Below are 23,150 nucleotides of genomic sequence, written 5' to 3'. Positions count from 1 at the left end.
GGCGCCGCGTATCACCCACCGTTCGCCGCTCCCACCGTGGCCGCGTCCCGTTGCTCGACCGCTTGCGAACTCGGTCGTCTGCCCCGGAGACCGGGACATCTGATTAAAATTTTCGTAAAAGTGTTACGCGATGGCGTCTCAGGTGGTTCCCTGAGTTAGGAAGTATTCCTAACGAAGCCCGGTGTCCCAGCGATCGATGGAAGGCCCCAGCCATGACATCCCGTACGCGCTTCACTGTCGCAGCCGCTGCGGCTCTGGCGCTCGTCACGCCATTCGCTCTCAAGTCCGCCGACGCCGCCACGATGAACACCGATGCCCAGGCCGCCCCGTCGGCCGACAAGACGTACACGGCCGCCCAGGTGCTGGCCGGCGTCAAGAAGAACAGCACGACCGCGCACCAGGTCAACTCCAAGCCGCACATCAACACCATGACGCGGGCCAAGAACGTCAACGTCTTCCAGGTGGCGACGGGCGTCTACGCCTACAGTTCCAGTCTGGCCGTCGACGACGACGGCAGCGACCCCGACCCCGATCCCGACCACCAGGGCCAGACGACCTTCCAGGACAGCAACGGCAAGCAGCTGGCCGCGCACCACGTGCCGTTCTACGTGCTGGGTGACGACTGCTACGACCGCAAGTCCCCCTGCCCGCACTTCTTCTACAAGGAACACAACATCAAGGGCCGTCAGTTCGCCCTGATGTTCTACAAGAGCAAGTGCATCGGCGCGATCTTCGGCGACACGCAGACCGGGAACGACCAGACCACTTCGGACAACGACTCCCGCGAACTCGGTGAGGCGTCGGTGAAGTCGGCCTCGCTGCTCGGCATCCCCAGCAGCGGCACCACCGGCGGCGTCGACAACGGCGTGACCGTGGTGATCTTCTCGGGCTCGTCCTGGGTCGTGAACGGCACGAACTCGAACCTGAACGCCAATGCCCAGGCCCTGGTCCAAAAGGCACTGGACAGCCTCGGCGCCAGCATGGGTATCTAGTCCCGGCAAGGCATCCACGCGACAGGGCCGCCGGGCGGTGTCACCATCCGGCGACCCTGTCGCGGTCGAGTCAGCTCACCGTGGCCGTCAGTTCCACCGCTTAGAAGGCGACTTCCAACGTCGTCGTCGACATCGTGAAGCTCGCTCGGCCGCCCGGACGCGAAGTCGAACCCCGCGCGAGGTCCGCCACCTCATAGCCGAAACCGCCTGTTCTTCCCGCGACCGCTGCTTCCGCAGAGCCGGAGAAGACTCGTCCGCGCTGGACACCTCCGGCGGCGCCTGCCGGTTCCGCGTGTGCCGGGTGGACGTGGACGCGGACCTGCTTGTCTTCGCCGAACTGCGCCGACTGTGTCACCGAGTGCGCAGGCTCGTGACGGCTGGTGAACACGACTCACTGCTGCATCAGGACGGAGAATCCCAGGCGGGTGAGGTGGTGATGAACGGCTTGGCCGAGGCGGTGGCTGGTGACCAGGCCAGCGTTGCGCAGGGCGGTGGTGTGTTCGGAGGCGGACGAGACGCTGATGCCGACGTGACCGGCGAGGCCGCTGGTGGTGGCCGGTTGAGCGAGGGCGCGAAGCACGGCCGCGCGGGTTGCGCCGATCAGGCCTGCTAGCGCATCACCTCTTCCCGGGACCGATCCAGCGTCGCGGTCGTTGATCCGGGCGGGGTAGATGAGCACGTGCTGCGACGGGTCTTGTGGGTCCCAGGTGATGCGGGGATGACCGGTCCAGAACACGGAAGGCATCAGGATCAGTCCGTGGCCGTGAAGGTGCACATCGCGGTCCCACGGGTAGCGTGCGATGAGTGTCGAGCCCGTCATACGGAGGTCGGGGCTGAGCGTGTCGACCATGGCGGCGAGACCGTGCGTCCCGACGATGTTCACGCGGTGGGTGATGTCGTCGTGGAACCGGCCGGTCACCGTGGGCCACAACGGAGCGAGGCACGTGGCGTGGAAGGCGCGCAGTGCGTCGTCGAGGGCATCCAGTACGCCGCCGTCGCCGTCGGCGTAGCGGCGAAGCCAGGTGGGGATGTCGATGACGCCCAACTGCGCGATGCGCGTCAGATTCTCGCCGTGCACCGACGTGGCGGTGTCGCGGACGAGCTGAAACGCCTGTTCCGCATCGGTGGTCAGGACGTCGAGGTAGAGCGCATGGTGCTGGGCCGGCACGAGCTGCACGAGCGGCCGCCCGCCTGAGGCGAGAGCCGAGCGTGCTCGCGGTCGCCAGTCACGGAGACCGCGGCCGAGCGGGCGCGGTCGGCGCCGGAGTTCGAGCAAGATCATCGCCGTTTCGAGGATCGGCGCCGGTCCGCTGGCGAAGCGGACGCGCTTGAGGTCCTCGGCGTTCAGATGCACTCGTAGCACGACTGCCCCCCAAGCCCGACGATGCACTCCGGAGTGTAGTCGAAAGAGCCTCGAGGCATGCGGCCTTCGGCTGAGGTGGTCCATGTCAAGACTGTTCGGCCAGGTCCGAAATGCTCGCACCCGCGTGGATCCGTCGGGCATGGTGATACTCGGACGCGAGCCCATCAGCCTTCGAGTTCTTCGGCTATCGATCCGCCCGCATTGTCGGAACCAGCCGCAAACCTCATCACTGATATCCATCTTCACAGTCCCGGGAGGACTCTCATGAAAAAGATTGTTCGGGCGGCCGCCGCCATCGCCGGAGTCGCCGCCTTGTCCGCCCTCGTTCCGACCGCCGCACACGCCGACACGCTGCGGGGGTCCGCAGAGTCGAGAGGCTGCCTGGCTTTCCTCGGCAGTACCTACTCCGGCGGCCACGACTGGGTGCGCTATACCTCCGCGAACCCGACGAGCCACCAGTGTCACGTCAATATGCGCACGTACCTGTCGAACGGGCAGTTTCACGACCACGACGACGCCTACCTCGACCCTTATGCCAGCTACAACTCCGGCTGGTACCTGGATTCCGGAGTGCGGACCGCGGTCTGCGTGGATCAGCCGGAGGCCGGCGACACTCGGTTCTGTTCCGTCGCCTACTAGTACTCCAGCCGCACTTCGTCAGGTGGGCAGCCGTCGTCGATAGCGGCTTGTCCTTGCGCGGTGTCGGTGACGTCGGTGCCAGCGCCACCCCTGTTGTTGTTCGCGGTCGACACAGAGGCCGCAGCATCACCTGGACGGGACGACTTCGGCGTCGCGTCGCCCCGTCGAATGTGTGCGTCGGATGCCGCAGGCGATCCGGATCCGATGTGGACCGCCGACCGCATGGTCGCCGAGTGGCCGGAAGCGTCCACCGTGCCTGCCAGCAGCTGAAGTCGTTCGTCGTCCACGCTGCCCGGCTCGGCGGTGTGGACGATGAGCACGGGCCCGGGCGCGCCCGGCATCGGGTAGGCGTCCCAGTCCAGATTCAGCTCTCCGACCAGCGGGTGCTCGACGCGCATCCGGCCGCGTGTCGTGTCCTCGACGTCGTGGCGGGCCCACAGCGCCGCGAACTCCGCGCTGCGCACCGTCAGCTCATCCACCAGCTCCACCGCCCGTGGGTGCCCCGGCTCGGTGGCGACCTGCGTCCGCAGCATGGCGGTCAGCTCGGCGACCGTGCCCGACCGTTCCGGGCAGGCACGGTCGGCCTCGGGGTGCAGCAACATCGCCAGCAGGTTCCGCTCGGCCCGCGGCAGCTCGGTGAACGCGCCCAGCAGCGCACCGGCCAGCGGGTTCCAGGCCAGTACGTCCAGAAAGCGCCCGACGACCAGCGCGGGCGAGGTCGTCGAGGCCAGCAGCCGCAGCGTGGTTTCCGGTACTTCCTCCGGCGGGTACGCGCGTGCGGGGCGGGCCGGGGTGCGGGCGGCCGCGGCGAGGCCGTGCAAGTGCCGGGTCTCCTCGGCGGAGAAGTTCAGCGCGCCGGCGATCGCGTTGAGGACCTGGCCGGAAGGCCGCACGTCGCGGCCCTGCTCCATGCGCTGGTAGTAGTCCGAGCTCACCCCGGCCAGCAGGGCCAGCTCCTCGCGGCGCAGCCCGGCGACACGCCGCCGCGGACCCGGCTCCAAGCCGACGTCCTGCGGCCGCACCCGGGTTCGCCGGATCCGCAGGAACTCGGCCAGCGCGCGGCGAGGGTCATCGGTCACCGGGCCAGTATGCCCGGGACGCGCGGGGCGAAGGTGGGTCCCGCAGACCCAGGACAACGCGAACGACCGAGTTCCCGCGGGCAGGCCCCAGGATCGGTGGCACACCAACCGATCGCGGAAGGAAACAGCACATGAAGGCCGCACAGATCACCAGCTTCGGAGCACCGGACGTCCTGCGCGTCACCGAAACCGAGCGTCCTGCGCCCGGTGCCGGCGAGGTGCTGGTGGCGGTCGAGGCGTCCAGCGTCAACGGACATGACACGATCGTCCGCGCCGGCGGGGTGAAGCTGGTGTCGGGACGGAAGTTTCCGATCGGGGTCGGCCTGGACTTCGCCGGTGTCGTCGTCACGACCGGTTCCGGCCTCGAGGGCTACCAGGCCGGGGACCGGGTGTGGGGCATGGTGCACCCCCGGAAACGGCACACTGTCGCCGGGGCAGCCGAGTACGTCGTGGTTCCCGCCGACCGCATCAGTCTCGCACCGGTGGGTGTCTCGGCGGTCGAGGCGGCATCCCTGGTCGTCGCGGGCAGCACCGCGCTGATCGCGCTGCGCGACAGTGTCCGGCTGACCGAGGGCGAGCGGGTCCTGGTCCGGGGCGCAGCCGGTGGCGTGGGCACCGCCGCGGTGCAGCTGGCCCACGCGATGGGTGGCCACGTCACCGCGCTGGCCCGCGACCGCCACGCCGAAGTCCTGCGTGACCTGGGAGCCGACGAGGTCCTCGACTACGGCACCACCACCTCGGAGGAGATCGGACCGTTCGACGTCATCGTCGACACGGTCGGCTCCGAGCTGCACTGCTACCGCAGCAGGCTGGCCAAGGGCGGCCGGATGGTCACCGTCGGGCTCTCGGCTCCCGCCCTGGCCGCGATCGCGGCGTCGAGCATCCACGGCTCCCGGCGCATCCGCACGTTCAGCGCCAATCCCGGTTCGGCTGTGCTGGACGAGCTGGCCGACCACGTCACCGCCGGCGCCCTTCGCCCGGTGGTACACCGCGTGTACCCGCTGACCGACATCGTCACCGCGCACGAGTCCTTCGAACGCGGCGGGGTGCTGGGCAAACACGTGCTCGCCGTCTCCGGCTGAGCGACGGGTGGCCGATCCGGGCGACCAAGTGGCCGAGGCCACATGCCACCTGTCTCGATGTGTACGGTACCGTTTCGTTCACATCGACCGGAGGGAGGGGCCCATGGACGCCGAGCGGCCTGCACCGTCGTCTCGAGGAGCCGGGCGAGAGGACGCCATTCTGGCGGCGGCGGCGGAGCTGGTCACCGAGATCGGCTACGAGCGCGTGACCGTCGATGCGATCGCGGCCCGCGCCAAGTCGTCGAAGGCCACGATGTACCGGCGCTGGGCGGGCAAGGCCGAACTGGTCGCCGAGGCGTTGCGGCGGTCGGCCGAGGGCGCCGGCACGGCGCCGCCGGACACCGGAACGGTGCGTGGCGATCTCCTCGACGCCGTGGCCGGCATCACCCGGGCCGTGACCGGTGCGGGCGGGCCGGCGCTGCTGGGACTGGTCGAGGGCATCCGCTCCGACCCGGCCCTGCGCGAGTTCATCGCCGACCAGATCGGCCGACGCGGCCGCATCGACGCCGAGATGATCTCCGCCCGTGCGCGCGCCCGCGGCGAGGCTGCCGCGACCGAACGGGTCGTCCTGGCGTTGGACGTGGCCATCGCCAGGGTCCTCCTGCTCACCCTGCTGCGCGGCGCGCCGCTCGACGAGGCCGCGCAGCAGGACCTCGTCGACGAGGTCCTTCTCCCGCTCCTCGCCCCACGCACCAATCCCCACGCCGGCATCTGAAAGAGAATCGTCATGCACAGCACCCTCACCACCGACATCGAGCAGTTCCCGATCCACGTCCCGCAGGGCGACCTCGACGACCTGCGCACCCGGCTCGCCCTCACCCGGTGGCCGGGCATCGAGACCGTCACCGACACCAGCCAGGGCCCCACCACCGGGGCGATCCGGGCGCTGACCGGTTACTGGGCCGAGACCTACGACTGGCGCCGAGCCGAGGCCCTGCTCAACGGCATGGGCTCCTCCCGCACCACCATCGACGGCCTGGACATCCACTTCCTGCACGTGCGTTCACCCGAGTCCGACGCGCTGCCGCTGCTGATGACCCACGGCTGGCCCAGCTCCGTGCTCGACTTCGCCAAGACGGTCGGGCCGCTCACCGACCCCGCCGCTCACGGCGGCGACCCACGGCAGGCGTTCGACCTGGTGATCCCGTCCCTGCCGGGCTTCGGGTTCTCCGCCCAGCCCGACACCACCGGCTGGGGCTTCCCCCGGATCGCCGAGGCCTGGATCGCCCTGATGGACCGGCTCGGCTACGACCGCTGGGGCGCGCACGGCGGTGACCTGGGCACCGCGGTGACCAACACCATCGCCGCGAAGGGCATCCCGCAGCTGGCCGGTATTCACCTCAGCATGGGCATGTTCGGCCCCGATCCCGACGAGATCGCCGACGCGACCCCCGAGGAGCAGGCCATGCTCGCGAGTGCCGGCCACTTCTGGGACAAGCTCTCGGGCTACGCCAAGGAACAGGGCACCCGCCCGCAGACCATCGGCTACTCCCTCGCCGACTCACCCGTCGGTCTCGCCGCCTGGATCTACGCGATGTTCCAGGACACCTGCGCCACCCCCGGTGACGCACCGGCGTCCTTCACCTACGACGAGCTGCTCGACGCGATCATGATGTACTGGCTGCCCAACGCCGGCGCGTCATCCGCACGGATCTACTGGGACATGCTCAACGGCGGCGCACCCGCGCCGGTCACGGCCGCCTCGCCGATCGCCGTGCCGACCGGGTTCATCCAGCTCGCCGGCGAACATGTCCGCAAGTCCCGGCGCTGGATCGAGCGCCGCTACACCGACCTCGTCCACTTCGCCGAGGGCCCCGGCGGTCACTTCGCCGCGCTCGAGAACCCCGAGGCCCTCATCGACAGTATCCGCGCTACCTTCGCGACCCTGCGCTGAGCCCTATCGCCCTGATCCCCAGGAGACCTCCCGGGTCGGGCACCCCTACCGTTCTACTCCGTCCTGGAAGCCGGATCTCCAGCCAGGCGAAGATGAACGGGTTCCTCACGCGACGCGGGCCCGGACTGGTGCCAATCGCCGTTCGAACCAGAGATGGGCTAGTACGACCAAGGCCATGCAGACCACCAGAGTCCGGCCGCCGGCGTCGGTGGCGAGCAAGGCGAGCAGTAGGGGGACCGCGATGCCGGTGATGATTCGTGAAGTCGTCCTCTGCAGATCCGAACTGTGGCTGGCCACACCGGTGACCACGCCGAGGGCGAAGTAGGCCGCGATCGCTCCGCACAGCAACCAGCGTCCTTGATCGGACAGCGGATCGGAGCCGTGCTTGACCGCCGATGACAGTGACACCGCCACGGTGGCGACGACTCCGGTGACCAGGCAGTGCAGGCCAAGGGCGGCGCGCGCGGGGATACGGCCGGCGCGCAGGTGCGGCAATCCGGCGTATCCGAACACGACGGACAAGCCGAACATGCCGGCCAGCAACACGAACGACGCCATTCCGGTGGCCAGCAGGCCGACGTCGTAGTGCGCATCGGCCGCGGCGCCGATGACCTGCACCACCGATTCACCGAGCACGATGATCACGAAGAGTCCGAGCCGCTCGGAAAAGTGCGCCGGATCGACGGACACCCCGTGAACGACCGGCACGTCCGAGCCGGGTCGAAGGTCGGTGAACCTCGACTGGATCCGCTTGAGGATCCTGTCGCCGGACACGGCCAGGATCAACAGCAGGTCGAGGCCGATCCCCACCGCCCAGAGCAGGAGCCTCCCCTGCCCCTCGACCCAGATCGACACGATCCAGGGCAACAGTCCTGCCGAGGCCTGCACCACCGGGAAGTCCAGGAGTACTTCGCCCTTGCTCCACGACTTCGACCCGTAGATGCGTGTGGCGATGTACGCGATCGCGAACACGGTGAGCGGGCGGACGTCGCCGTCGTGTCCGAGCACCGAGTGCGCCACGCCCGGCACGGACGCGACCATCACCCCGAGGCCGAACATTCCGATCAGCAGCCGGGTGATGCGCGTCTTCCCCGCCGCGACGTTGCCGTACAGCATGAACGTCGTCCACGTCAGCCAGAAAGTCAGGAACAGCAGTGCGTAGAGACCGAGCGCCGCGAGGTCCGGTCCGGATCCGAGCACATGCGCCAGGGCCGCCACGCCTGCGACGACCACCAGGTCGAAGAACAGCTCGGCCCAGCTTGCGTGCCGTTCGGTCCTGGTTTCCTCGGGTTCGTCGGCGATGTTCGGGTCGCTCACGGACCTCGCAACTCCTGTCAAAGGGCCGTGGAACACGGCAAGTCATCGGTCCAAGGACCGCAGGCCGCGGTCGACGAAGTCGATCATCCAGGTGAAACTGTCTTCGACGTCCGCGTCGATCCGGAACCCGTTGTCGACTTCCAGTGTCGCGAATCCGTGAAGCATCGTGCGCAGCATCCGCAGCGCGTGGATCTCCTGACCGGGGTCGATCTGATACCCGTGAAGCATGGCCGCCCATGATGCGAGCACCCGGCCGAGCGCCGCGGTGAGCGGGTCGTCGGGTCCGGCCGGACTGGCGGCGTTGCCCGCCGCGTACCGGCCGGGATGGTCCTTCACGTACCGCCGCATCGCCTGCGCCCCGGCGGTGAAGGCCTCGCTCCCGGCCCGGCCTTGTGTCGCGTCGCGAATGCTGTCGGCGAGTTCGTTCGCGGCCTGGACGGCGATGCGGTGGACGAGGTCGGCTTGGCTGGTGACGTGCTTGTAGAGCGAGGGAGTCTTGACTCCGAGCCGCTCGGCGACCAGGCCCATGCTGAGCTGGGCGAACCCGACCTCGTCGGCCAGCGCGGCACCGGCGTCGGCGACGATCGCCGGGGTGAGCCCTGCCCTAGGCACGAGTCAGCGTCTTGCCCAGGAAGGGCAGTGTCAGCGCGACGACCTGATCCGGCAGCTGGGCGTGCGGGTAGTGCCCGGCCCCGTCGATGACCGCCAGTTCACCAAGACCCTGTGGGAGGTCGGCGACAATCTTTTCGCCTTCTGCGCGAGGGTCGGCCCAGTCGGGGTCGGCGCTGCCCTCGATGATCAGGACCGGGCACTTGACGTTGCGCAACTGCGCACCGGCGTCAGCCGGGCTGGTCTTGCACATCGCCTGCAGCACCTTCATCCGGCCGGGCTCGTTCAGCTTCGCCTCGATCCGGGCCAGCTCACTGTCCCAGTCGGCAGGCTTGGCCGGCAGCGCCAGGTCGAGGTACTTGGTCCAGTTCGCCAGTCTTCCGCGCATGATGACCAAGGCCATCTGGGTGTAACCGGCTCGGAAGCGCTTCACCCGCACCAGCCCGCCGAGGTCGAAGGGCTGCGCGCGGGTGAACGGCGCCAGCTCGATCACCCCGGCGATCACCTCGGGCGCGGTGGCGGCCGCGATGGTCGCGGCGCCCCCGCTGATCGATTGGCCGATGATCACGGCCGGGCCACCGAGATGACGGACGAGGGCGACCAGGTCTCCGGCGATGTCAGTGCGGCTGTAGCCGTCCCAGCCCAGGCTCGAGTCACCGCAACCGCGGATATCGACGTTGGCGACCTGATACCCCTCCGCGGCCAAGGCCGGGGCGAGGAACCGGTAGGAGTGGCGGCTGTCGCCGATACCGTGCGCCAGGACGACCAGGGGTCCTTGCCCCGTCACGTCGTAGGCGAGGGTGTTGCCGGCGATGCTCAGGTACTCGGTCACGATGCACTCCAGCGGATTGGCTAATCTCGATAGCCTCAAGCTAGCGGCGTTAGCCAACCGCGTCAATGGGCCCTGCCGACTCGGTCCGCGGCTCTCTCCGGGTTGCCCGGTCCACGAGGCCGCTCGCCAGGCCGCCTTCTCGGACGAATCCGGGCATCCGCACGATCCCGACGTGGTGCTGTCCAACGAAGAGGACTGGGTCCTGCTGGCCCAGTGCACCCTCGACCGGGCGCCGGGAGGACCTGGCGAGCGGCGGTTCGACCGCGTTCGGGTCCTCGTGGACCACAACCCTTGAGCGCCGGTGATCGCCCGCGGGCCGTGGTCGCACGAAGTCGTCAGCGGCCGAGGTGGGCCACGGTCAGGTTCGGGTCCTCGGCGGTCACGTACGCGGCGCTGAGCACGTAGACGGTGTCGCCCCGCACGGCGACCGACGTGGGATTCTGCAGGCCATCGGCCGCGGTCAACACGGTCGAGTGACTGCCGTCGGGCTGGACGAGCACGACTTCGTTCGGTGCATCGAGCGTCGCGAGGAGCTGGTTTCCGTTGCCGGTGAAGGCGAAGTCGTCGATTCCGGTCAGTCCGGTGGCCACGGTCCGCGTCTCGCCGGCGCTGCCGTCCCGCCGGATCGGGATACGCAGGACGGTGCCTTTGTCGAGGTTGGTAGCCCAGACCGACCCGTCGCGCAGGCGCAGCCCGTTCACACCGAGGAAGCCCTCGGCCGCCAGCTCAGGGGCCGTCGACCAGGCAGTGGGCGTTCCCCCGGTCCTGGGCACCCGCCAGATGGTGCCCAGGACCGAATCGGAGACGTAGAGCATGCCGGTGACCGGATCGAGCGCCAGTCCGTTGGGCAGGCCGGTGGCCGGCAGTGAGGCGATCCGTTCGGGACGGCCACCGGGGCGCAGGCGCCACACCCCCGTGAGATCGGATGTGCCGGTGGCGTAGAGGAAGTACAGGGTGCCGTCCGCCGCGCGGGTGATTCCGACGGTCAGCGGGAAACCCAGCGCCGGGGTGTGGACTCCACCATCAGCGGGCTCGGGCAGGGTGGCCAGAACGCGAACTGCGCCCTTCGGAGACACTTCCGCGATCTGGCGGCCTTTGGCGAAGGTGACCGCCAAGGCACCGCCAGGAACCAGAGCGACGTTCTCCGGTGTCTGACCTGCGGCCAGATCGAAGTGCACGGCGATCCTCGCGCCGCACAACGGCGCCGACGCGGCCGAAGCCGGAGTGAGGCTCACGGCGGTCATTGCCGCCGCGGCCACTACTGTCGACAACACAGCCGACTTGGACAGCTTCTTGTACATGGTTCCTTCACTGTTCTCAGGACACGCGTCAGCGACCTGCTGACGCGCAGGGGTGCGAAACCCGGGCCGGGTGGCCCGGCGTGAGAGGTCAGACCGCTCGGTCCTTCCGCAACGGGGACGGAACGGTGCCGGGGTCGATGGCCTGGCTGAGCAGAGTCAGCGCGGTCCGCGAAGGCGAGCCAGGCTCTGTCGTCGCGACCACGACAGTGGGACCGGGTCCGCTGCTCAAGGTCTGCTGCAGGACCGTGAGCGTCCCGACCAGCGGATGTCGCATCTCGTAACCGGCGACAGCGCACGCCTTGACCCGGTGATCGGCCCACATGGCGGCGAACTCGGCGCTCTTCGAGGTGAGCTCCCCCACCAGCGCGTACAACGCGCCGTCTTCCGGCTGCCCACCCGCCACCAACCGCAGATTCCCGACCACCGCTCGCGCCTTGGCCGGCCAGTCCGTGTAGAGCTCACGGGTGTGGCTGTCCAGGAAGACCAGCCGGGCCATGTTCGGGCGCCCCGCCGGCGTCGCCGGAGCGCCGAAGTCCAGGTGACCGGCGAACAGCGCGTGCCCCAGCCGGTTCCAGGCCAGCACGTCCGCGCGGCGGCCCAGGACGATCGCGGGTACGTCTGCCAGTGCTGCCAGCAGCTGACCGGCCGCCACGGTGACGCTCTCCTGCACCGGCCTGGGGTCCCGAGGGCGGCGCCGGTCCACTTTGGCCAGGTCGTGCAGGTACCGCCGCTCGGCCTCGTCCAGCCGCAGCGCCACCGCGAGCGCGTCGAGGACTTCAGCGGAGGCACTCGAGGACTGTCCCTGCTCCAGCCGCGTGTAGTAGGACGCGCTCACCCCGGCGAGCAGCGCCAGCTCCTCGCGCCGGAGCCCCGGCACCCGCCGCTGTTCGCCGTACGTGAGGATCCCGGCGTCCTCCGGCTGCAACTGCGATCGCCGGGCCTTGAGGAAGTCCCCGAGCTGTGGCTTTCCGGTCATGGATCCAGTATCGACCGACGGCTCCCCTCTCTGCCTGTCCCAGCCGGGGATACCCAGCGACAGGGCTGGTTGGCTGCAAGTGGCCTTCGGGGCATGCGCAGGCCGATAAATGGCGCGGCACTGGCGCCAGGCACGAACTATCGTCGAGGTCTCACCTCCCGGAAGGCAAGAACCCTCACCGTGAACAGCACACCGAATCTGGGTCCCCTGCCCCGGCGCGTCAACGTCGACGCCGAACAGGTGCGCCGGCTGGTCGGCGAGCAGTTCCCGCAGTGGGCCGGCCTTCCGGTCCGGCCGGTGGCCCAGGGCGGGTGGGACAACTTCACCTTCCACCTCGGCGACGGTATGGTGGCGCGGTTGCCCAGCGCAGCCGAGTACGCGCTGGCGGTCGAGAAAGAACAACGGTGGCTTCCGGCGCTCGCGTCCCGGCTGCCGCTACCCATCCCCGTCCCGCTGGCCAAGGGCCATCCCGGCGCGGGCTATCCCTTCGCGTGGTCGGTCTATCCATGGCTCCACGGCGAGCCGGCGAGCCCGGACCGGATATCCGACGCGGTCCGCTTCGCCCGCGACCTCGCCGGGTTCCTGGCCGCCTTGCAGAGCATCGATGCCACCGGCGGTCCCCAGCCGGGAAAACACAACTGGTTCCGGGGCGCCACCCTGCGCACATACGACGCGCAGGCCCAGCGCGCGCTCACGGCACTGGACGGTCACCTCGACGTCGACCTGGCCCGCGAGATCTGGAAAACCGCGCTGGACACGCGCTGGGACGGCGCGGACAGCTGGTTCCACGGTGACATCGCTCCGGGCAATCTCCTGCTCGACGGCGGAAAACTGGCGGCCGTCATCGACTTCGGGACCTGCGGTGTCGGCGACCCGTCGTGCGACATCGCCATCGCCTGGACGCTGCTGACCGCAGAGGGCCGGCAGGCGTTCCGCGAGCGCCTGTCCATCGACGAGGCAACCTGGACGCGCGGGCGCGGTTGGGCCCTGTGGAAGACGCTCGTCACCTGCGCCCGGACCGTCACCCGTCCCGACGACGAGGCCGCGAACGCGCGACGCGTCCTCGGCGAAATATTCTCCGATTACCCGACCGGCAATTAGCCGGTTCCCTTGGCCGACTGGCCGTACCACCTCGTCATGGTGAGCCGTGATCCTGTTCGATCGTAAGACAATCAGATTGAAGAGGTCGCCGAAGTTGTCGAACATGCGGCCACTCGTGACCATTTGCAGTGGACGGACATCCGTAGCCAGCTGGGCACCGATGCGGGTACCGCCGTTCGGTGGCTTGTTTGAGCCGGCGAGCCGGATTAGGGGAACCTCCTTTGTCTCAAATCAAAGATCCGGCCCTCACGCTCGGTACTCGATTACGGCGAGTGGAGCAGTGAGCTAGACCAGAGGCGAGACAGCGATGCGTGTTGCTCTCTTACGTGTTGATTTTGCCCGTTGTGAGCGAGCAGTCACCGCCTCTACAGTGGCCCGCGTGCCTCTGGAGATCGAGTCACACTTCCATCGGATTCGGTTGACGGACCGTCACCACATTTCAAGGAGCAGGCTTTGCTTGGAAACGCCATGAGTAGCGGCCGGGTCGGCACTCGCCGCGCCGCGCTCGGGCTCGCCCTCACTGTCGTCGCCGCGACAGCTCTCACCGGCTGCAGCGCGCTCGGCTCGGACCCCTCGAACGCCTCGTCGGGCGGCGGCAGCCTGGAGAAGGCGAAGATCAAGGTCGCGATCTTGCCCACCGTCGACACCGGACCGTTGTGGCTGGCCCAGGACAGCGGCTATTTCAAGGCCGAAGGTCTCGAGGTCGAGGCGGTCATGGCCGCGAGTGGTCAGGCGGCTCTGACGAAAGTGGTTTCCGGCGAAGTCGACATTGCGATCTCGAGCTACTTTCCGTTCTTCCTCGCGAAGAGCACGGGTACGGCCGATATCCAGCTCGTCGCGGACGCGACCTCGGTCAGCCCCAAGTCCGTCGCGATCGTCGCCGCGCCGAATTCGCCGGTGAAGACGGTCAACGACCTGCAGGGCAAGCGGATCGCCATGACGGCCAGGAACACGGCAAGCGATCTGCTGGCCAAGTCGCTGATGAAGGACCACGGTGTCCCCATCGACAAGGTGAACTGGGTCCAGAGCGCATTCCCGAACACCACGGCGGCGCTGGCGGGAGGGCAGGTCGACGCAGCGTTGCTGCCCGAGCCATTCCTTTCGCAGGCCGCCAAGACCCTCGGCGCGATCCCGGTGATCGACGTCAACACCGGCGCCACCCAGGACTTCCCGCTTTCGGGCTATGGCGCCGTCACGAAGTGGGTGCAGGCGAACCCCAAGACCCTCGCCGCCTTCCAGCGCGCGCTGCAGAAGGCCACCAGCGACACGAACAGCGACCGCTCCAAGATCGAACCGCTGCTGGTCAAGTACGCGAAGATCGACGGAGACACGGCCAAGCTGCTCAGCCTGCCCGCCTTCAGTGCCAAGCTGGACGCCCGGCGCCTGCAGCGGGTGCCCGACCTGATGCTCCAGATGGGTGCGATCACCACCAAGGTCGAAGCCGCGGCGATGATCGCGCCGCAAGCGACCAACTGAGGAACAGCCGCGGTTGCCCTGCCGGGTCAGCTCGCTCCTGCATCAAGCGGGTCTGCCTCCCGACCGAGCCGAGTCGGTCGGGAGGCAGACCGTGTCAGTACAGCGACTTTTCCGCAGAGGTGACGCGGATGTGCACCAGTGTCGGACGTTTGTCGCTCAAGGCTGCGGTCAAACCCTGGGCCAGGCTCGACGGCTCGGTGATCGTCACACCGTAGCAACCCATGCTCGCGGCCAGCGCCGCGAAGTCGATGCCACCCAGTTCCGTGCCGGGTAGCTTCGCCCCGCCGATCGAGTCACCGAAGATGCGGACCGCCGCGTACTCGGTGTTGTCGAGGATCAGGATCGTCACCGGGAAGTCGTGGCGCGCGGCCGTCCACAGTGCCTGGATGCCGTACATGGCGGAGCCGTCACCGATGACGGCGACGACCTTGCGGTCCGGGCGGCCCATTGCCGCGCCGACCGCGCCCGGGATGCCGTATCCCAGCGTGCCGCTGGCGACCGTCAGGAAGCCCGTGTCGGTCGCCGTGATCGGCAGGTGGTCGTGCAGGACACCGCGGTGGCTGGGCGCCTCTTCGACGACGATCGCGTTGTCCGGCAGCAGGCCGGCGAGCGTGGCGTAGACGAAGGCTCCGGTGAGCGCCTGCCCGCTCGGCCTCGTGGGCCGCGTGCGCGGCGACGGCGCGGGCCGTTCGCTTCGGGCGACCGCTTTCAGCAGGGCGCGGACGCCGAGCTTCGGGGTGGCGCGGATTCCGGTGCCCTCGAAGGCGCGCGCGAGGATCTGCTCGTCGTCGCTGACGATGAACAGCGGCGGCATCGGAGCATCGCCGCGTCCGCGGTCGACGTGGTAGGTGAAGGCCGGCGCCCCGAGGACGACCACCAGGTCGTGCGCCGCGAGACGGTCGGAGACCGCGCCGCGTTCGGGTTCCAGGAAACCCTGGAACAGCGGGTGATCTTCGGGGAACGAGCACCGGGACGACATCGGCGCGACGTACACGCCGGCGTTGGTGCGCTCGGCGAGCGCGACGGTCTCTTCGACCGCAGCGTCCTGGTCGACGGCGCTCCCGACGACGATCGCCGGCCGTTCGGAGCCGGCGAGCGCGGTGGCGAGTTCGCCGACTGCTTCGGGATCCGGCGCGAAGCTCCGGATGCGCGGCCGGGAAATGACGGGCCGCTCGGTGGTGGCGGTCCAGTCGTCGGCCGGGACGGACACGAAGACCGGACCGGACGGCGCCTGCGTAGCGACGTGGTAGGCGCGAGCCAGCGCGGCCGGGACGTCCTCGGCGCACGCGGGCTCGATCGACCACTTCACGTACGGCTTGGGGAACTCGGGAGCGGCCACGGCGCCGAGGAACGGGTCGTGCGGCAGGAGCGCGCGGTCCTGCTGCCCGGCGAGGATGATCAACGGGGTTCGGTTGCGGTAGGCGGTGAAGAGGCTGCCGAGCGCGTGCCCGACGCCGCCCGCGGAGTGCAGGTTGACCAGGACGGCCTGGCGGGTGGCCTGGGCATAGCCGTCGGCCATCGCGACGACGGCGGATTCCTGCAGACCGAGGACGTAGTCGAAGTCCTCCGGCCAGTCGGTGAGGAACGGGACCTCGGTGGTGCCGGGGTTGCCGAATACTGTGGTGAGGCCGAGTTCGCGAAGGAGTTCGCGGGTGGCGTCCAGGACCGTGCGCTTGTTCATGTCCACAGAGTAATGCTGAGTTTTGCGAAGGAAATCCCCCAAAGGGCCGCCCGGACCCGCGACGGACACGGCCCGCCACGGGAAAGAAGGACCCCGCGAGCCACCGTCAAGGACGCACGGGGTCCGGCCAACCGCCGAACTCAACAGAATCGAGGGACAGCGAACAGCCCTCGGCCGCGGCGTTTCCGCCAGCAGGTTCGGCCGAGGACACGAGAATAGCGATCATCCGGCGCGTGCGGAAGGGGGGTCCGGCCGACTCGCGAAGGAATGCGTACCGGCCGGATTCACCTGCTGCGGCCCGGCTTTACGGCTCCTCGCGGCCGGCGTGAGCGCCATGCCTGCTCAGCCGCGGCGGCCACGCGCCCCGACCGTCATCCAGCTGTAGTCCACAAAGGATGACGTCTCGTACGCCGCGTACGCCTCGTCGAGAACCTCCCGGGTGATCAGCCCCGAGGCGAGCGCGTGCTCCTCGACGAGCTTCGTGGTGTTCTTGAGCCACGCCGCCAGCGGTTGCCCGCCCCGCGCCGGCAGGACCACACCCTCGGCAGCACAGTCGATCAGGCCGGCTGCCTCCAGCGGAACCGGCAGGGACCGGGCCCACTCCGGCGCCGTGCCGACCCGGTCCGTCATGACCTTCGCCAGAGCCGTCAGGGTCTGGCGGGTCGCCGGGTGCGAAGACAACCCGGGCAGGGGGGTGCCGATCTCGATGAGCAGCCACCCGCCGGGCCTGAGCCACGTCGCCAGCCGCTTGATCACGGCCTCGCGCTCGGGCAGGTGCTCCAGCACGAACCGGGTGTGGACGAGGTCGAATTCTCCGGGCGCGTCGTCCGCGGTGACGTCGTGGTGCAGGACGGTCACCCCGAGGTCGGCGAGCGGGTCGAGGAACGTGAGGCTGAGGTCCGTCGCCACCACGTTCTCCGGGCCGGCCAGCTCGGCCATCCTGGCCGCCACCGAGCCGGCTCCGGCACCGACCTCCAGGCAGCGCCATCCTTCCCGGACTCCGAGGTCGTCGAGCTGCCGGAAGCTGAACGGATCGAAGGCCTCTTCCAATAGGCGAAGCCGACGGTGCTCGGCCTGCGCGTGAGTGTCGACGAAGCTGTTCCAGCCGATGGTCTGCGACATCCGGTTTTCCTCATTCGGTCAGTTCGGGAGACGACGCATAGTACGGGCCGCCCCACCGCGTCCGACAGGGGCAAAACCCCATTTTTTTCCGTGCCGAACAACCCGGCCCGAACGAGCACGCGGGACGTGACCGGCGTCACTTTTCGACGCCTCATTGCACTGTCCATGGCGGACGGTCAGGCCGGAAAGCCCTGCCGAGAGCAGTGAAGGAGCGTGATGTGAGACGGTTTCCTGACCTTCGTTCGAAACCGTGTCAATCGTCAGCGAATCCGCCCGCGCCTGCGCTGATCGGGTTATCCACCCTGAGGCGAATGGCCCCAAGACGCGCTCTTCCGACGCATTCGGAGTAATGGCACCGGGTGCAGTCCGGCGAGCCGGACCCGCTCGATCACCTTCGGGAAGTATTGCTTCGGACGCGATCTCACCGTAACTTCTCCACCGGTCAGTCGCCCTTCCCGGTCGTGCCGGTCAGCCCTCCTGTCGACGAACGCGCCGGGCACCCCTTCGTCGGTTTCATTGTCACGTCCGAAAGAATGGATTCCAGCACGATGACGGATCTCGCGTTGCCGGTGAACGCCGCCCGGAGCAGGGGCATCGGGCTGCTGGAGGCCGTCGTCGAGCGGTGGGCGGCCGAGCGGCCCACCGCCACGGCGTGCTCCGCACCGGACGGCGTGCTCGACTTCGCCGGTTTGCTCGAGCGGACGACGGCGATCGCCGGGGCGCTGGCGGCCGCCGGAGCGAGGCCCGGCACCACGGTCGCGCTGACCACCGGACGGACCAGGCTCGCCGTGGCGAGCCTGCTCGCCGTGTGGCGCCTCGGCGCGACGGCGGTGCCGCTCGACGACCGGCACCCGGCTGCCCGGATCGCCGAGGTGCTCGACGACGCCGATGCGTCCCTGATCCTCGGGCAACGGCCGCCCGGCGCGCCGGCCGACCTGCCCGTAGTCGACCCGGAGAGCGCACGGACCTGGCCGTTCACGGCGGCCGGGGGCGAGATCGCCTACCTCATCCACACCTCGGGCAGCGCGGGGCGGCCGAAGGGCGTCGAAGTCACCTACGCGGGTCTGGCAACGGCGCTGGACGCCATGAGCACCATCCACCTCGGACCGGGCGGTCTGGGGATCAACCCGCTGTCGCCGGCCTTCGACGGCTGGCTCTGGTGCGTGCTGCTGCACCTGCTCAACGGTGTCGGCACCGCGATCCTCGACCTCGCCGACGACGGCGAGCACGTCGACCTCGCCGGCCGGATCGCCGCGGTCGCGCCGCGCACGGCCAGCCTCACTCCCTCGCTGCTCGCCTCCTGCGCCGACGCGCTCGCCGGTGCCGAGGTGGTGGTGGTCGCCGGGGAACGCTGCCCCCGCGGGCTGCTCGAGGTGCTGCTGGCCCGGCACCGGGTGCTGAACGTCTACGGTCCCACCGAGGCCACGATCGCCGCGACCTGCGCCGACAGCGCCCGCGGCGACGACGTCACGACCATCGGGCGCCCGCTGCCCGGCTACCTGGCCCGGGTGCTCGACGAGGACCTGCAGCCGGTGCCGCCGGGCGTCAGCGGCGAGTTGTTCCTCGGCGGGACCGCGCTCGCCAGGGGCTACCGCGGCGACCCCGCTCTTACCGCGCGCCGCTTCGTCACCGTCGATGGGCAGCGGCTGTTCCGCACCGGTGACGAGGTGCGCGTCCGTCCGGACGGGCAGCTCGAGTTCCTCGGCCGGCTCGACACCCAGGTCAAGGTGCGCGGGTTCCGGATCGAGCTCGGCGAGCTCGAGCGGGTCGTGGAGCAGCTTCCGGCCGTGATCGCGGCCACGGCGTTCGTGCGGACCGCGGGCGGCACCCTCGGCGTCGCCGCGGTGCTCGCCGACGGGCACGACCCGGTCGCCGGAGCCCTGCTCGTGCGCGAGCACTGCCGGACGTTCCTGCCCGATCACCTGCTGCCCTCCACTGTGGACTTCGTACCTGCGCTGCCCTACAACGACCGCGGCAAAGTCGACCGGGAGGCGCTCGCGGTGGCCGCCGACGCGGCCCGGCCCGCCGGCCGCCCGCCGGCCACGGCCCGCGAACACGAGGTTTGCGCCGTGTTCGCCGAGGTGCTGGACCAGCCGGTGGCCGACGTGGCCGCCGACTTCTTCGAGCTCGGCGGACACTCCCTGCTCGCTGCCCGGATGGTCGCGATGCTGCGCAAGCGGACCGGCCTGCGGGCGTCGATCCCGCTGCTGCTGGGCAACCCCAACCCGGCCGCGCTGGCCGCGGAGCTGGACCGGCTCGCGGAGGTGTCCGCTTGAGCGCCTGGGTGGTGCCGTGGCACCCGTCGCCCGCCGGCCGCCCGACCCTGGTCTGCGCCCCGCCCGGGGGCGCCGGCTGCAGCCGGTTCCGCGGCTGGCAGGCTCGGCTCGGGCTCGCCGTCTCGGTGGTCGGCGTGCAGTTGCCCGGGCGGGAAAACCGGTTCGCCGAGGACCATCCGGCGACCTTCGCCGAAGCCGTCGCCGCCGTCGCCGCGGACCTCGCCGGGCTCCGGGCGGGCGCGCCGCTCGTCATCGTCGGCGAGAGCTTCGGCGGCCTGCTCGCCTACGAGCTCGCGCGGGCGGTGCGTCCGGACGCGCTGGTGCTCGCCGCGACCGAACCTCCGGGCAACCGGTCGGCCGCCGAGCACCTGATCATCGACGAGCAGATTCTGCGCGACCTGTTCGTCTCCGGGCCGCCCGAGCTCCGCGACCTGGACGAGGACAGCCAGGAGTTCCTGCTCGACGTGCTGCGCCGGGACGACAAGCTCGCCGACACCCATGTCCTCGCCGAACGGTTCCGGGTGGACTGTCCCATCCACGCCTGGTCCGGCGACCTGGACGCCGTGGTGCCCGGGCACCTGCTCGACGGCTGGGCCGGCTACAGCACCGCCGGCACCAGCCGCCGGTCCTTCGCCGGAAGCCACACCTTCCTGACCGACCTCGCCGACGAGACCGTGCCCGCGCTGGGGAGCCTGCTGTGCTGATGGACCTGACCGACGACCTGAGCTTCGCCGGTACCGAGTTCTGGGCGCACTTCGCGTGGCTGCGCGAAAACGATCCGGTGAGCCGGCACCCCGACTCCCGTGGCGGGTTCTGGGTGGTCAGCCGGTACGCCGACGTGCTGTCGGTCTACCGCGACGCGGCCGGGTTCAGCTCCCGGCACGGGATGCGGCTGGGCACCAACGCCACCGCGGTGGACGCCGTGACCGGGCAGATGCTGATCGTCTCCGACCAGCCGGACCACGCACAGCTCAAGACGGTCCTCGCCAAAGCGTTTTCCCCCGCCGCGATCCCGCACGCGGAGGACCTCGTGCGCACCGTGGTGCGCGGCCTGCTCGACGATGCCCTCGCCGCGGGTGAGGTGGACATGGTGGAGACAGCGCGCCGGCTGCCGACTCGCGTGGTGTGTGCGCTGATGGGCGTGCCGCAGCAGGAGTGGGACTGGCTCGGCGGCACGATGAACGACGCCTTCGAAGGCGAGGACGAGCAGAGCAGGCTCGGCGCGCACGCGGAGATCTTCCTGTACTTCTCGGAACTGGTGCTGGACCGCCGTGAGAACCCGGGTGACGACTTCGTCAGCCGCATCGCCACAGACCGGCGGTCCACTGTGGACGGGACGAAGCGGCCGCTGACCGACACCGAGATCGTGGTCAACTGCAACGGTGTCCTCGCCGGCGGCAACGAGACCACTCGCTACTCCGCAGCCGGCGCCGTGCTCGCTCTGGTCGAGCACCCGGACCAGTGGGCCGCGCTGCGCGCCGACCGCGCGCTGCTGCCGGACGCGGTCGAGGAGGTCCTGCGCTGGACCACCCCCGGTGTGCACGTCCTTCGAACCGCGACCGCACCCACCACGATCGGCGGCACCGACATCGCCGCCGGCGACCGGGTGACCCTGTGGAACGTCTCGGCCAACCGCGACGACGCCGAGTTCGGCGACGCCGCACGCTTCCGGGTGAACCGTACGCCCAACCGCCACCTCGCCTTCGGTGGCGGTCGCCACCAGTGCTTGGGGGCGCGCCTGGCCCGCCTGGAACTGACCGTGTTCCTGGAGGAACTGTTGGACCGGGTGGCCGCAGTGGAGATCACGGGCGAGCCCCGCTACACGGCGTCGAACTTCACGTGGGGCGTACGCGAACTGCCCGTCCGCTTGCGCGGCGCCTGCCGAACGTGAGATCCCATCGGGGCTGCTCATCGGCCTTCCGGTGATTCGGTTGCACAACCCTCCTTTGTGGACTGGACGGCCTGGCTGGCCCACTTCGGGCCAGCCAGGCAGCTACCCGCAGCTTCAAGAGCGTTGACTTAACTGGTTCAGTGTGTCTGACTGGATACTCCACGCACGATGAAGCATCGCCAGGCCCCGCACGCAACCTCGTCAACCCACTGGTGCAGAAGGCATATCTCGCGTGCCGGGGATGTTCGCACCGCACGAAACGCCTGCGCGCGCATCGCCGCGCGGCGCTCCACTGCTTACCCGGTTAAGTTGGCCGGGCCGACAAGGAGGTCGGAAATGAGCAAGGTGAGGACGAGAGTGGGCGCGGTCATCGCCGCCCTGTTTTTCCTGCTGCCGGCGGTCGCCGCGCCGGTCGGCGCCCAAACCGGCTCGACCCAGGCGCTGAGCCGCCTGCGCGGGGTGAACCGGTCGGGCACGGAGTTCATGTGCGTGCAGAACCGCGGCATCTTCGACGGGCCGTCCGACTCGGCCTCGGTGACGGCCATCCAGAGCTGGCACACCAACGTGGTGCGGGTGCCGCTCAACGAGGACTGCTGGCTCGGTCTCAACGGCGTCAACAGTGCTTACAGCGGCGAAAACTACCGCTCGGCGATCGCGAACTACGTGTCCCTGCTGCGCAGCAAGGGACAAAGCGCGATCCTCGAACTCCACTGGAGCGACGGCACCTACACCGGGAACGGGTCCAGCTGCTCGACGTACGGAGCGAGCTGCCAGAAGCCGATGCCGAACAGCACGCACACGCCCGACTTCTGGAAGTCGGTCGCCGCCCGGTTCAAGTCGGCCTCCGGCGTCATCTTCGACCTGTTCAACGAACCCTTTCCCAACTCGGTCGTCAGTGACTACACCCAGGCGTGGAAGTGCTGGCGCGACGGCGGATCGGCCTGCCCCGGCTTCCCGTACCCGGTCGCCGGGATGAACTCGCTGGTCCAGGCGGTCCGCTCGACCGGGGCGAACAACTTCATCATGGTCGGCGGCCTCAGCTACGCGAACGATCTCTCCCAGTGGCTGACCTACCGGCCGTCCGACCCGATGGGCAACCTCGGCGCTTCCTGGCACTCCTACAACTTCAACTACTGCGTGACGGCCAGTTGCTGGAACTCGCAGATCGCCCCCGTCGCCGCCCAGGTGCCGCTGGTGGTCGGCGAGCTCGGGGAAAACGACTGCGGGCACGGCTACATCGACACCCTCATCAGCTGGCTCGACAGCCGCTCCCTCAGCTACCTCGCCTGGACCTGGAACACCTGGGACTGCCGATCGGGGCCGTCCCTGATCACGAACTACAACGGCACTCCGACTGCCTACGGTGCGGGCTTCCGAGCCCATCTCGGATGAGCGGAACGACCCTCGACGCGCGGCCACCGGTGGCCGCGCGGCGGCGCGCCCGGCGGAGCGCCCACACGGTACGGTGTAACCGAACCCGGTGAGCGCGGGGGTGCGATGTAGCGCCCGACGATCACCG

20 protein-coding genes are annotated in these 23,150 nt (G+C 69.4%); 11 read left to right on the top strand and 9 right to left on the bottom strand.

The window, feature by feature from the left end:
* Positions 1-302 precede the first annotated feature (302 nt).
* A complete protein-coding gene (locus tag ABZW17_RS35040) occupies positions 303-992 on the top strand; it encodes a glycoside hydrolase family 75 protein (protein ID WP_354823716.1) in 690 nt (229 codons plus the stop codon).
* Positions 993-1,383: 391 nt separating this feature from the next.
* Here ABZW17_RS35040 and ABZW17_RS35035 read toward each other — a convergent pair whose 3' ends face one another.
* On the bottom strand, positions 1,384-2,346 hold the full coding sequence (locus tag ABZW17_RS35035; RefSeq protein WP_354823714.1) for an ArsR family transcriptional regulator: 963 nt from the start codon (positions 2,344-2,346) through the stop codon (positions 1,384-1,386).
* A gap of 273 nt (positions 2,347-2,619) precedes the next feature.
* Between ABZW17_RS35035 and ABZW17_RS35030 the strand changes: the two genes are divergently transcribed.
* A complete protein-coding gene (locus ABZW17_RS35030) occupies positions 2,620-2,994 on the top strand; it encodes a hypothetical protein (protein ID WP_354823712.1) in 375 nt (124 codons plus the stop codon).
* On the opposite strand, the gene ABZW17_RS35025 is transcribed toward ABZW17_RS35030, so the two are convergent.
* A complete protein-coding gene (locus ABZW17_RS35025) occupies positions 2,991-4,073 on the bottom strand; it encodes a helix-turn-helix transcriptional regulator (protein ID WP_354823710.1) in 1,083 nt (360 codons plus the stop codon). The genes ABZW17_RS35030 and ABZW17_RS35025 overlap by 4 nt on opposite strands.
* 131 nt (positions 4,074-4,204) lie before the next feature.
* Between ABZW17_RS35025 and ABZW17_RS35020 the strand changes: the two genes are divergently transcribed.
* From ABZW17_RS35020 to ABZW17_RS35010, 3 genes are all read left to right on the top strand, one after another.
* Positions 4,205-5,155 carry an NADP-dependent oxidoreductase gene (locus ABZW17_RS35020; protein WP_354823708.1) on the top strand — a complete coding sequence of 317 codons (951 nt, stop codon included), beginning with the start codon at positions 4,205-4,207 and terminating at the stop codon, positions 5,153-5,155.
* Between the two features lie 103 nt (positions 5,156-5,258).
* Entirely contained in the window at positions 5,259-5,870 is a 612-nt protein-coding gene (locus ABZW17_RS35015; RefSeq protein WP_354823706.1) for a TetR/AcrR family transcriptional regulator, read from the top strand.
* 12 nt (positions 5,871-5,882) lie between these two features.
* On the top strand, positions 5,883-7,049 hold the full coding sequence (locus ABZW17_RS35010) for an epoxide hydrolase family protein (RefSeq protein WP_354823704.1): 1,167 nt from the start codon (positions 5,883-5,885) through the stop codon (positions 7,047-7,049).
* 105 nt (positions 7,050-7,154) lie between these two features.
* On the opposite strand, the gene ABZW17_RS35005 is transcribed toward ABZW17_RS35010, so the two are convergent.
* From ABZW17_RS35005 to ABZW17_RS34985, 5 genes are all read right to left on the bottom strand, one after another.
* Positions 7,155-8,366, bottom strand: a complete 1,212-nt coding sequence (locus ABZW17_RS35005; protein ID WP_354823702.1) for a low temperature requirement protein A — start codon at positions 8,364-8,366, stop codon at positions 7,155-7,157.
* 42 nt (positions 8,367-8,408) lie between these two features.
* Positions 8,409-8,978, bottom strand: coding sequence for a TetR/AcrR family transcriptional regulator (locus ABZW17_RS35000; protein ID WP_354823700.1), 570 nt, complete (start codon positions 8,976-8,978; stop codon positions 8,409-8,411).
* Positions 8,971-9,807 carry an alpha/beta hydrolase gene (locus ABZW17_RS34995; RefSeq protein WP_354823698.1) on the bottom strand — a complete coding sequence of 279 codons (837 nt, stop codon included), beginning with the start codon at positions 9,805-9,807 and terminating at the stop codon, positions 8,971-8,973. The genes ABZW17_RS35000 and ABZW17_RS34995 overlap by 8 nt, the downstream gene beginning before the upstream one ends.
* 335 nt (positions 9,808-10,142) lie before the next feature.
* Positions 10,143-11,108 (bottom strand): hypothetical protein, encoded by a 966-nt coding sequence (locus ABZW17_RS34990; RefSeq protein ID WP_354823696.1) that lies wholly within the window; start codon positions 11,106-11,108, stop codon positions 10,143-10,145.
* 88 nt (positions 11,109-11,196) lie between these two features.
* A complete protein-coding gene (locus tag ABZW17_RS34985; RefSeq protein ID WP_354823694.1) occupies positions 11,197-12,084 on the bottom strand; it encodes a helix-turn-helix transcriptional regulator in 888 nt (295 codons plus the stop codon).
* A gap of 180 nt (positions 12,085-12,264) precedes the next feature.
* On the opposite strand from ABZW17_RS34985, the gene ABZW17_RS34980 reads away from it, so the two are divergent.
* Both ABZW17_RS34980 and ABZW17_RS34975 read left to right on the top strand, forming a co-directional pair.
* Positions 12,265-13,185: an aminoglycoside phosphotransferase family protein gene (locus ABZW17_RS34980; protein WP_354823820.1), complete on the top strand. Its 921-nt coding sequence runs from the start codon at positions 12,265-12,267 to the stop codon at positions 13,183-13,185.
* A 468-nt stretch (positions 13,186-13,653) separates the two neighbouring features.
* Positions 13,654-14,661 carry an ABC transporter substrate-binding protein gene (locus tag ABZW17_RS34975; protein WP_354823692.1) on the top strand — a complete coding sequence of 336 codons (1,008 nt, stop codon included), beginning with the start codon at positions 13,654-13,656 and terminating at the stop codon, positions 14,659-14,661.
* A gap of 94 nt (positions 14,662-14,755) precedes the next feature.
* Here the strand turns inward: ABZW17_RS34975 and mdlC are convergent, their stop codons facing one another.
* Both mdlC and ABZW17_RS34965 read right to left on the bottom strand, forming a co-directional pair.
* Positions 14,756-16,342 carry a benzoylformate decarboxylase gene (mdlC, locus tag ABZW17_RS34970; protein ID WP_354823690.1) on the bottom strand — a complete coding sequence of 529 codons (1,587 nt, stop codon included), beginning with the start codon at positions 16,340-16,342 and terminating at the stop codon, positions 14,756-14,758.
* 342 nt (positions 16,343-16,684) lie between these two features.
* Complete coding sequence (locus tag ABZW17_RS34965; protein ID WP_354823688.1) at positions 16,685-17,464, bottom strand: methyltransferase domain-containing protein; 780 nt, start codon at positions 17,462-17,464, stop codon at positions 16,685-16,687.
* Positions 17,465-18,012: 548 nt separating this feature from the next.
* Between ABZW17_RS34965 and ABZW17_RS34960 the strand changes: the two genes are divergently transcribed.
* The 4 genes from ABZW17_RS34960 (at position 18,013) to ABZW17_RS34945 (ending at position 23,023) form a co-directional block, all read left to right on the top strand.
* Entirely contained in the window at positions 18,013-19,740 is a 1,728-nt protein-coding gene (locus ABZW17_RS34960; protein ID WP_354823686.1) for a non-ribosomal peptide synthetase, read from the top strand.
* Positions 19,737-20,444, top strand: a complete 708-nt coding sequence (locus tag ABZW17_RS34955) for an alpha/beta fold hydrolase (RefSeq protein ID WP_354823684.1) — start codon at positions 19,737-19,739, stop codon at positions 20,442-20,444. The genes ABZW17_RS34960 and ABZW17_RS34955 overlap by 4 nt, the downstream gene beginning before the upstream one ends.
* The gene (locus ABZW17_RS34950; RefSeq protein ID WP_354823818.1) at positions 20,444-21,631 is read left to right on the top strand and encodes a cytochrome P450; all 1,188 of its coding nucleotides are present in this window, start codon (positions 20,444-20,446) and stop codon (positions 21,629-21,631) included. Before ABZW17_RS34955 ends, ABZW17_RS34950 begins: the two co-directional genes overlap by 1 nt.
* Before the next feature lie 336 nt (positions 21,632-21,967).
* Positions 21,968-23,023 carry a cellulase family glycosylhydrolase gene (locus ABZW17_RS34945; protein ID WP_354823682.1) on the top strand — a complete coding sequence of 352 codons (1,056 nt, stop codon included), beginning with the start codon at positions 21,968-21,970 and terminating at the stop codon, positions 23,021-23,023.
* Positions 23,024-23,150: the final 127 nt, after the last annotated feature.

Source organism: Amycolatopsis sp. NPDC004625 (assembly GCF_040609695.1).
Classification (GTDB): Bacteria; Actinomycetota; Actinomycetes; order Mycobacteriales; family Pseudonocardiaceae; genus Amycolatopsis.
The sequence above is the reverse complement of the archived record's forward strand: the minus strand, read 5'-3'. Positions and strand labels throughout refer to the sequence as shown.

Excerpts from the sequence above, each read along its gene's own strand:
- ABZW17_RS35040 (WP_354823716.1), top strand. The coding sequence starts at position 303 with ATGAACACCGATGCCCAGGCCGCCCCGTCGGCCGACAAGACGTACACG.
- ABZW17_RS35030 (WP_354823712.1), top strand. The coding sequence starts at position 2,620 with ATGAAAAAGATTGTTCGGGCGGCCGCCGCCATCGCCGGAGTCGCCGCC.
- ABZW17_RS35020 (WP_354823708.1), top strand. The coding sequence starts at position 4,205 with ATGAAGGCCGCACAGATCACCAGCTTCGGAGCACCGGACGTCCTGCGC.
- ABZW17_RS35015 (WP_354823706.1), top strand. The coding sequence starts at position 5,259 with ATGGACGCCGAGCGGCCTGCACCGTCGTCTCGAGGAGCCGGGCGAGAG.
- ABZW17_RS35010 (WP_354823704.1), top strand. The coding sequence starts at position 5,883 with ATGCACAGCACCCTCACCACCGACATCGAGCAGTTCCCGATCCACGTC.
- ABZW17_RS34990 (WP_354823696.1), bottom strand. The coding sequence starts at position 11,108 with ATGTACAAGAAGCTGTCCAAGTCGGCTGTGTTGTCGACAGTAGTGGCC.
- ABZW17_RS34985 (WP_354823694.1), bottom strand. The coding sequence starts at position 12,084 with ATGACCGGAAAGCCACAGCTCGGGGACTTCCTCAAGGCCCGGCGATCG.
- ABZW17_RS34975 (WP_354823692.1), top strand. The coding sequence starts at position 13,654 with ATGAGTAGCGGCCGGGTCGGCACTCGCCGCGCCGCGCTCGGGCTCGCC.
- mdlC (WP_354823690.1), bottom strand. The coding sequence starts at position 16,342 with ATGAACAAGCGCACGGTCCTGGACGCCACCCGCGAACTCCTTCGCGAA.
- ABZW17_RS34965 (WP_354823688.1), bottom strand. The coding sequence starts at position 17,464 with ATGTCGCAGACCATCGGCTGGAACAGCTTCGTCGACACTCACGCGCAG.
- ABZW17_RS34960 (WP_354823686.1), top strand. The coding sequence starts at position 18,013 with ATGACGGATCTCGCGTTGCCGGTGAACGCCGCCCGGAGCAGGGGCATC.
- ABZW17_RS34950 (WP_354823818.1), top strand. The coding sequence starts at position 20,444 with ATGGACCTGACCGACGACCTGAGCTTCGCCGGTACCGAGTTCTGGGCG.
- ABZW17_RS34945 (WP_354823682.1), top strand. The coding sequence starts at position 21,968 with ATGAGCAAGGTGAGGACGAGAGTGGGCGCGGTCATCGCCGCCCTGTTT.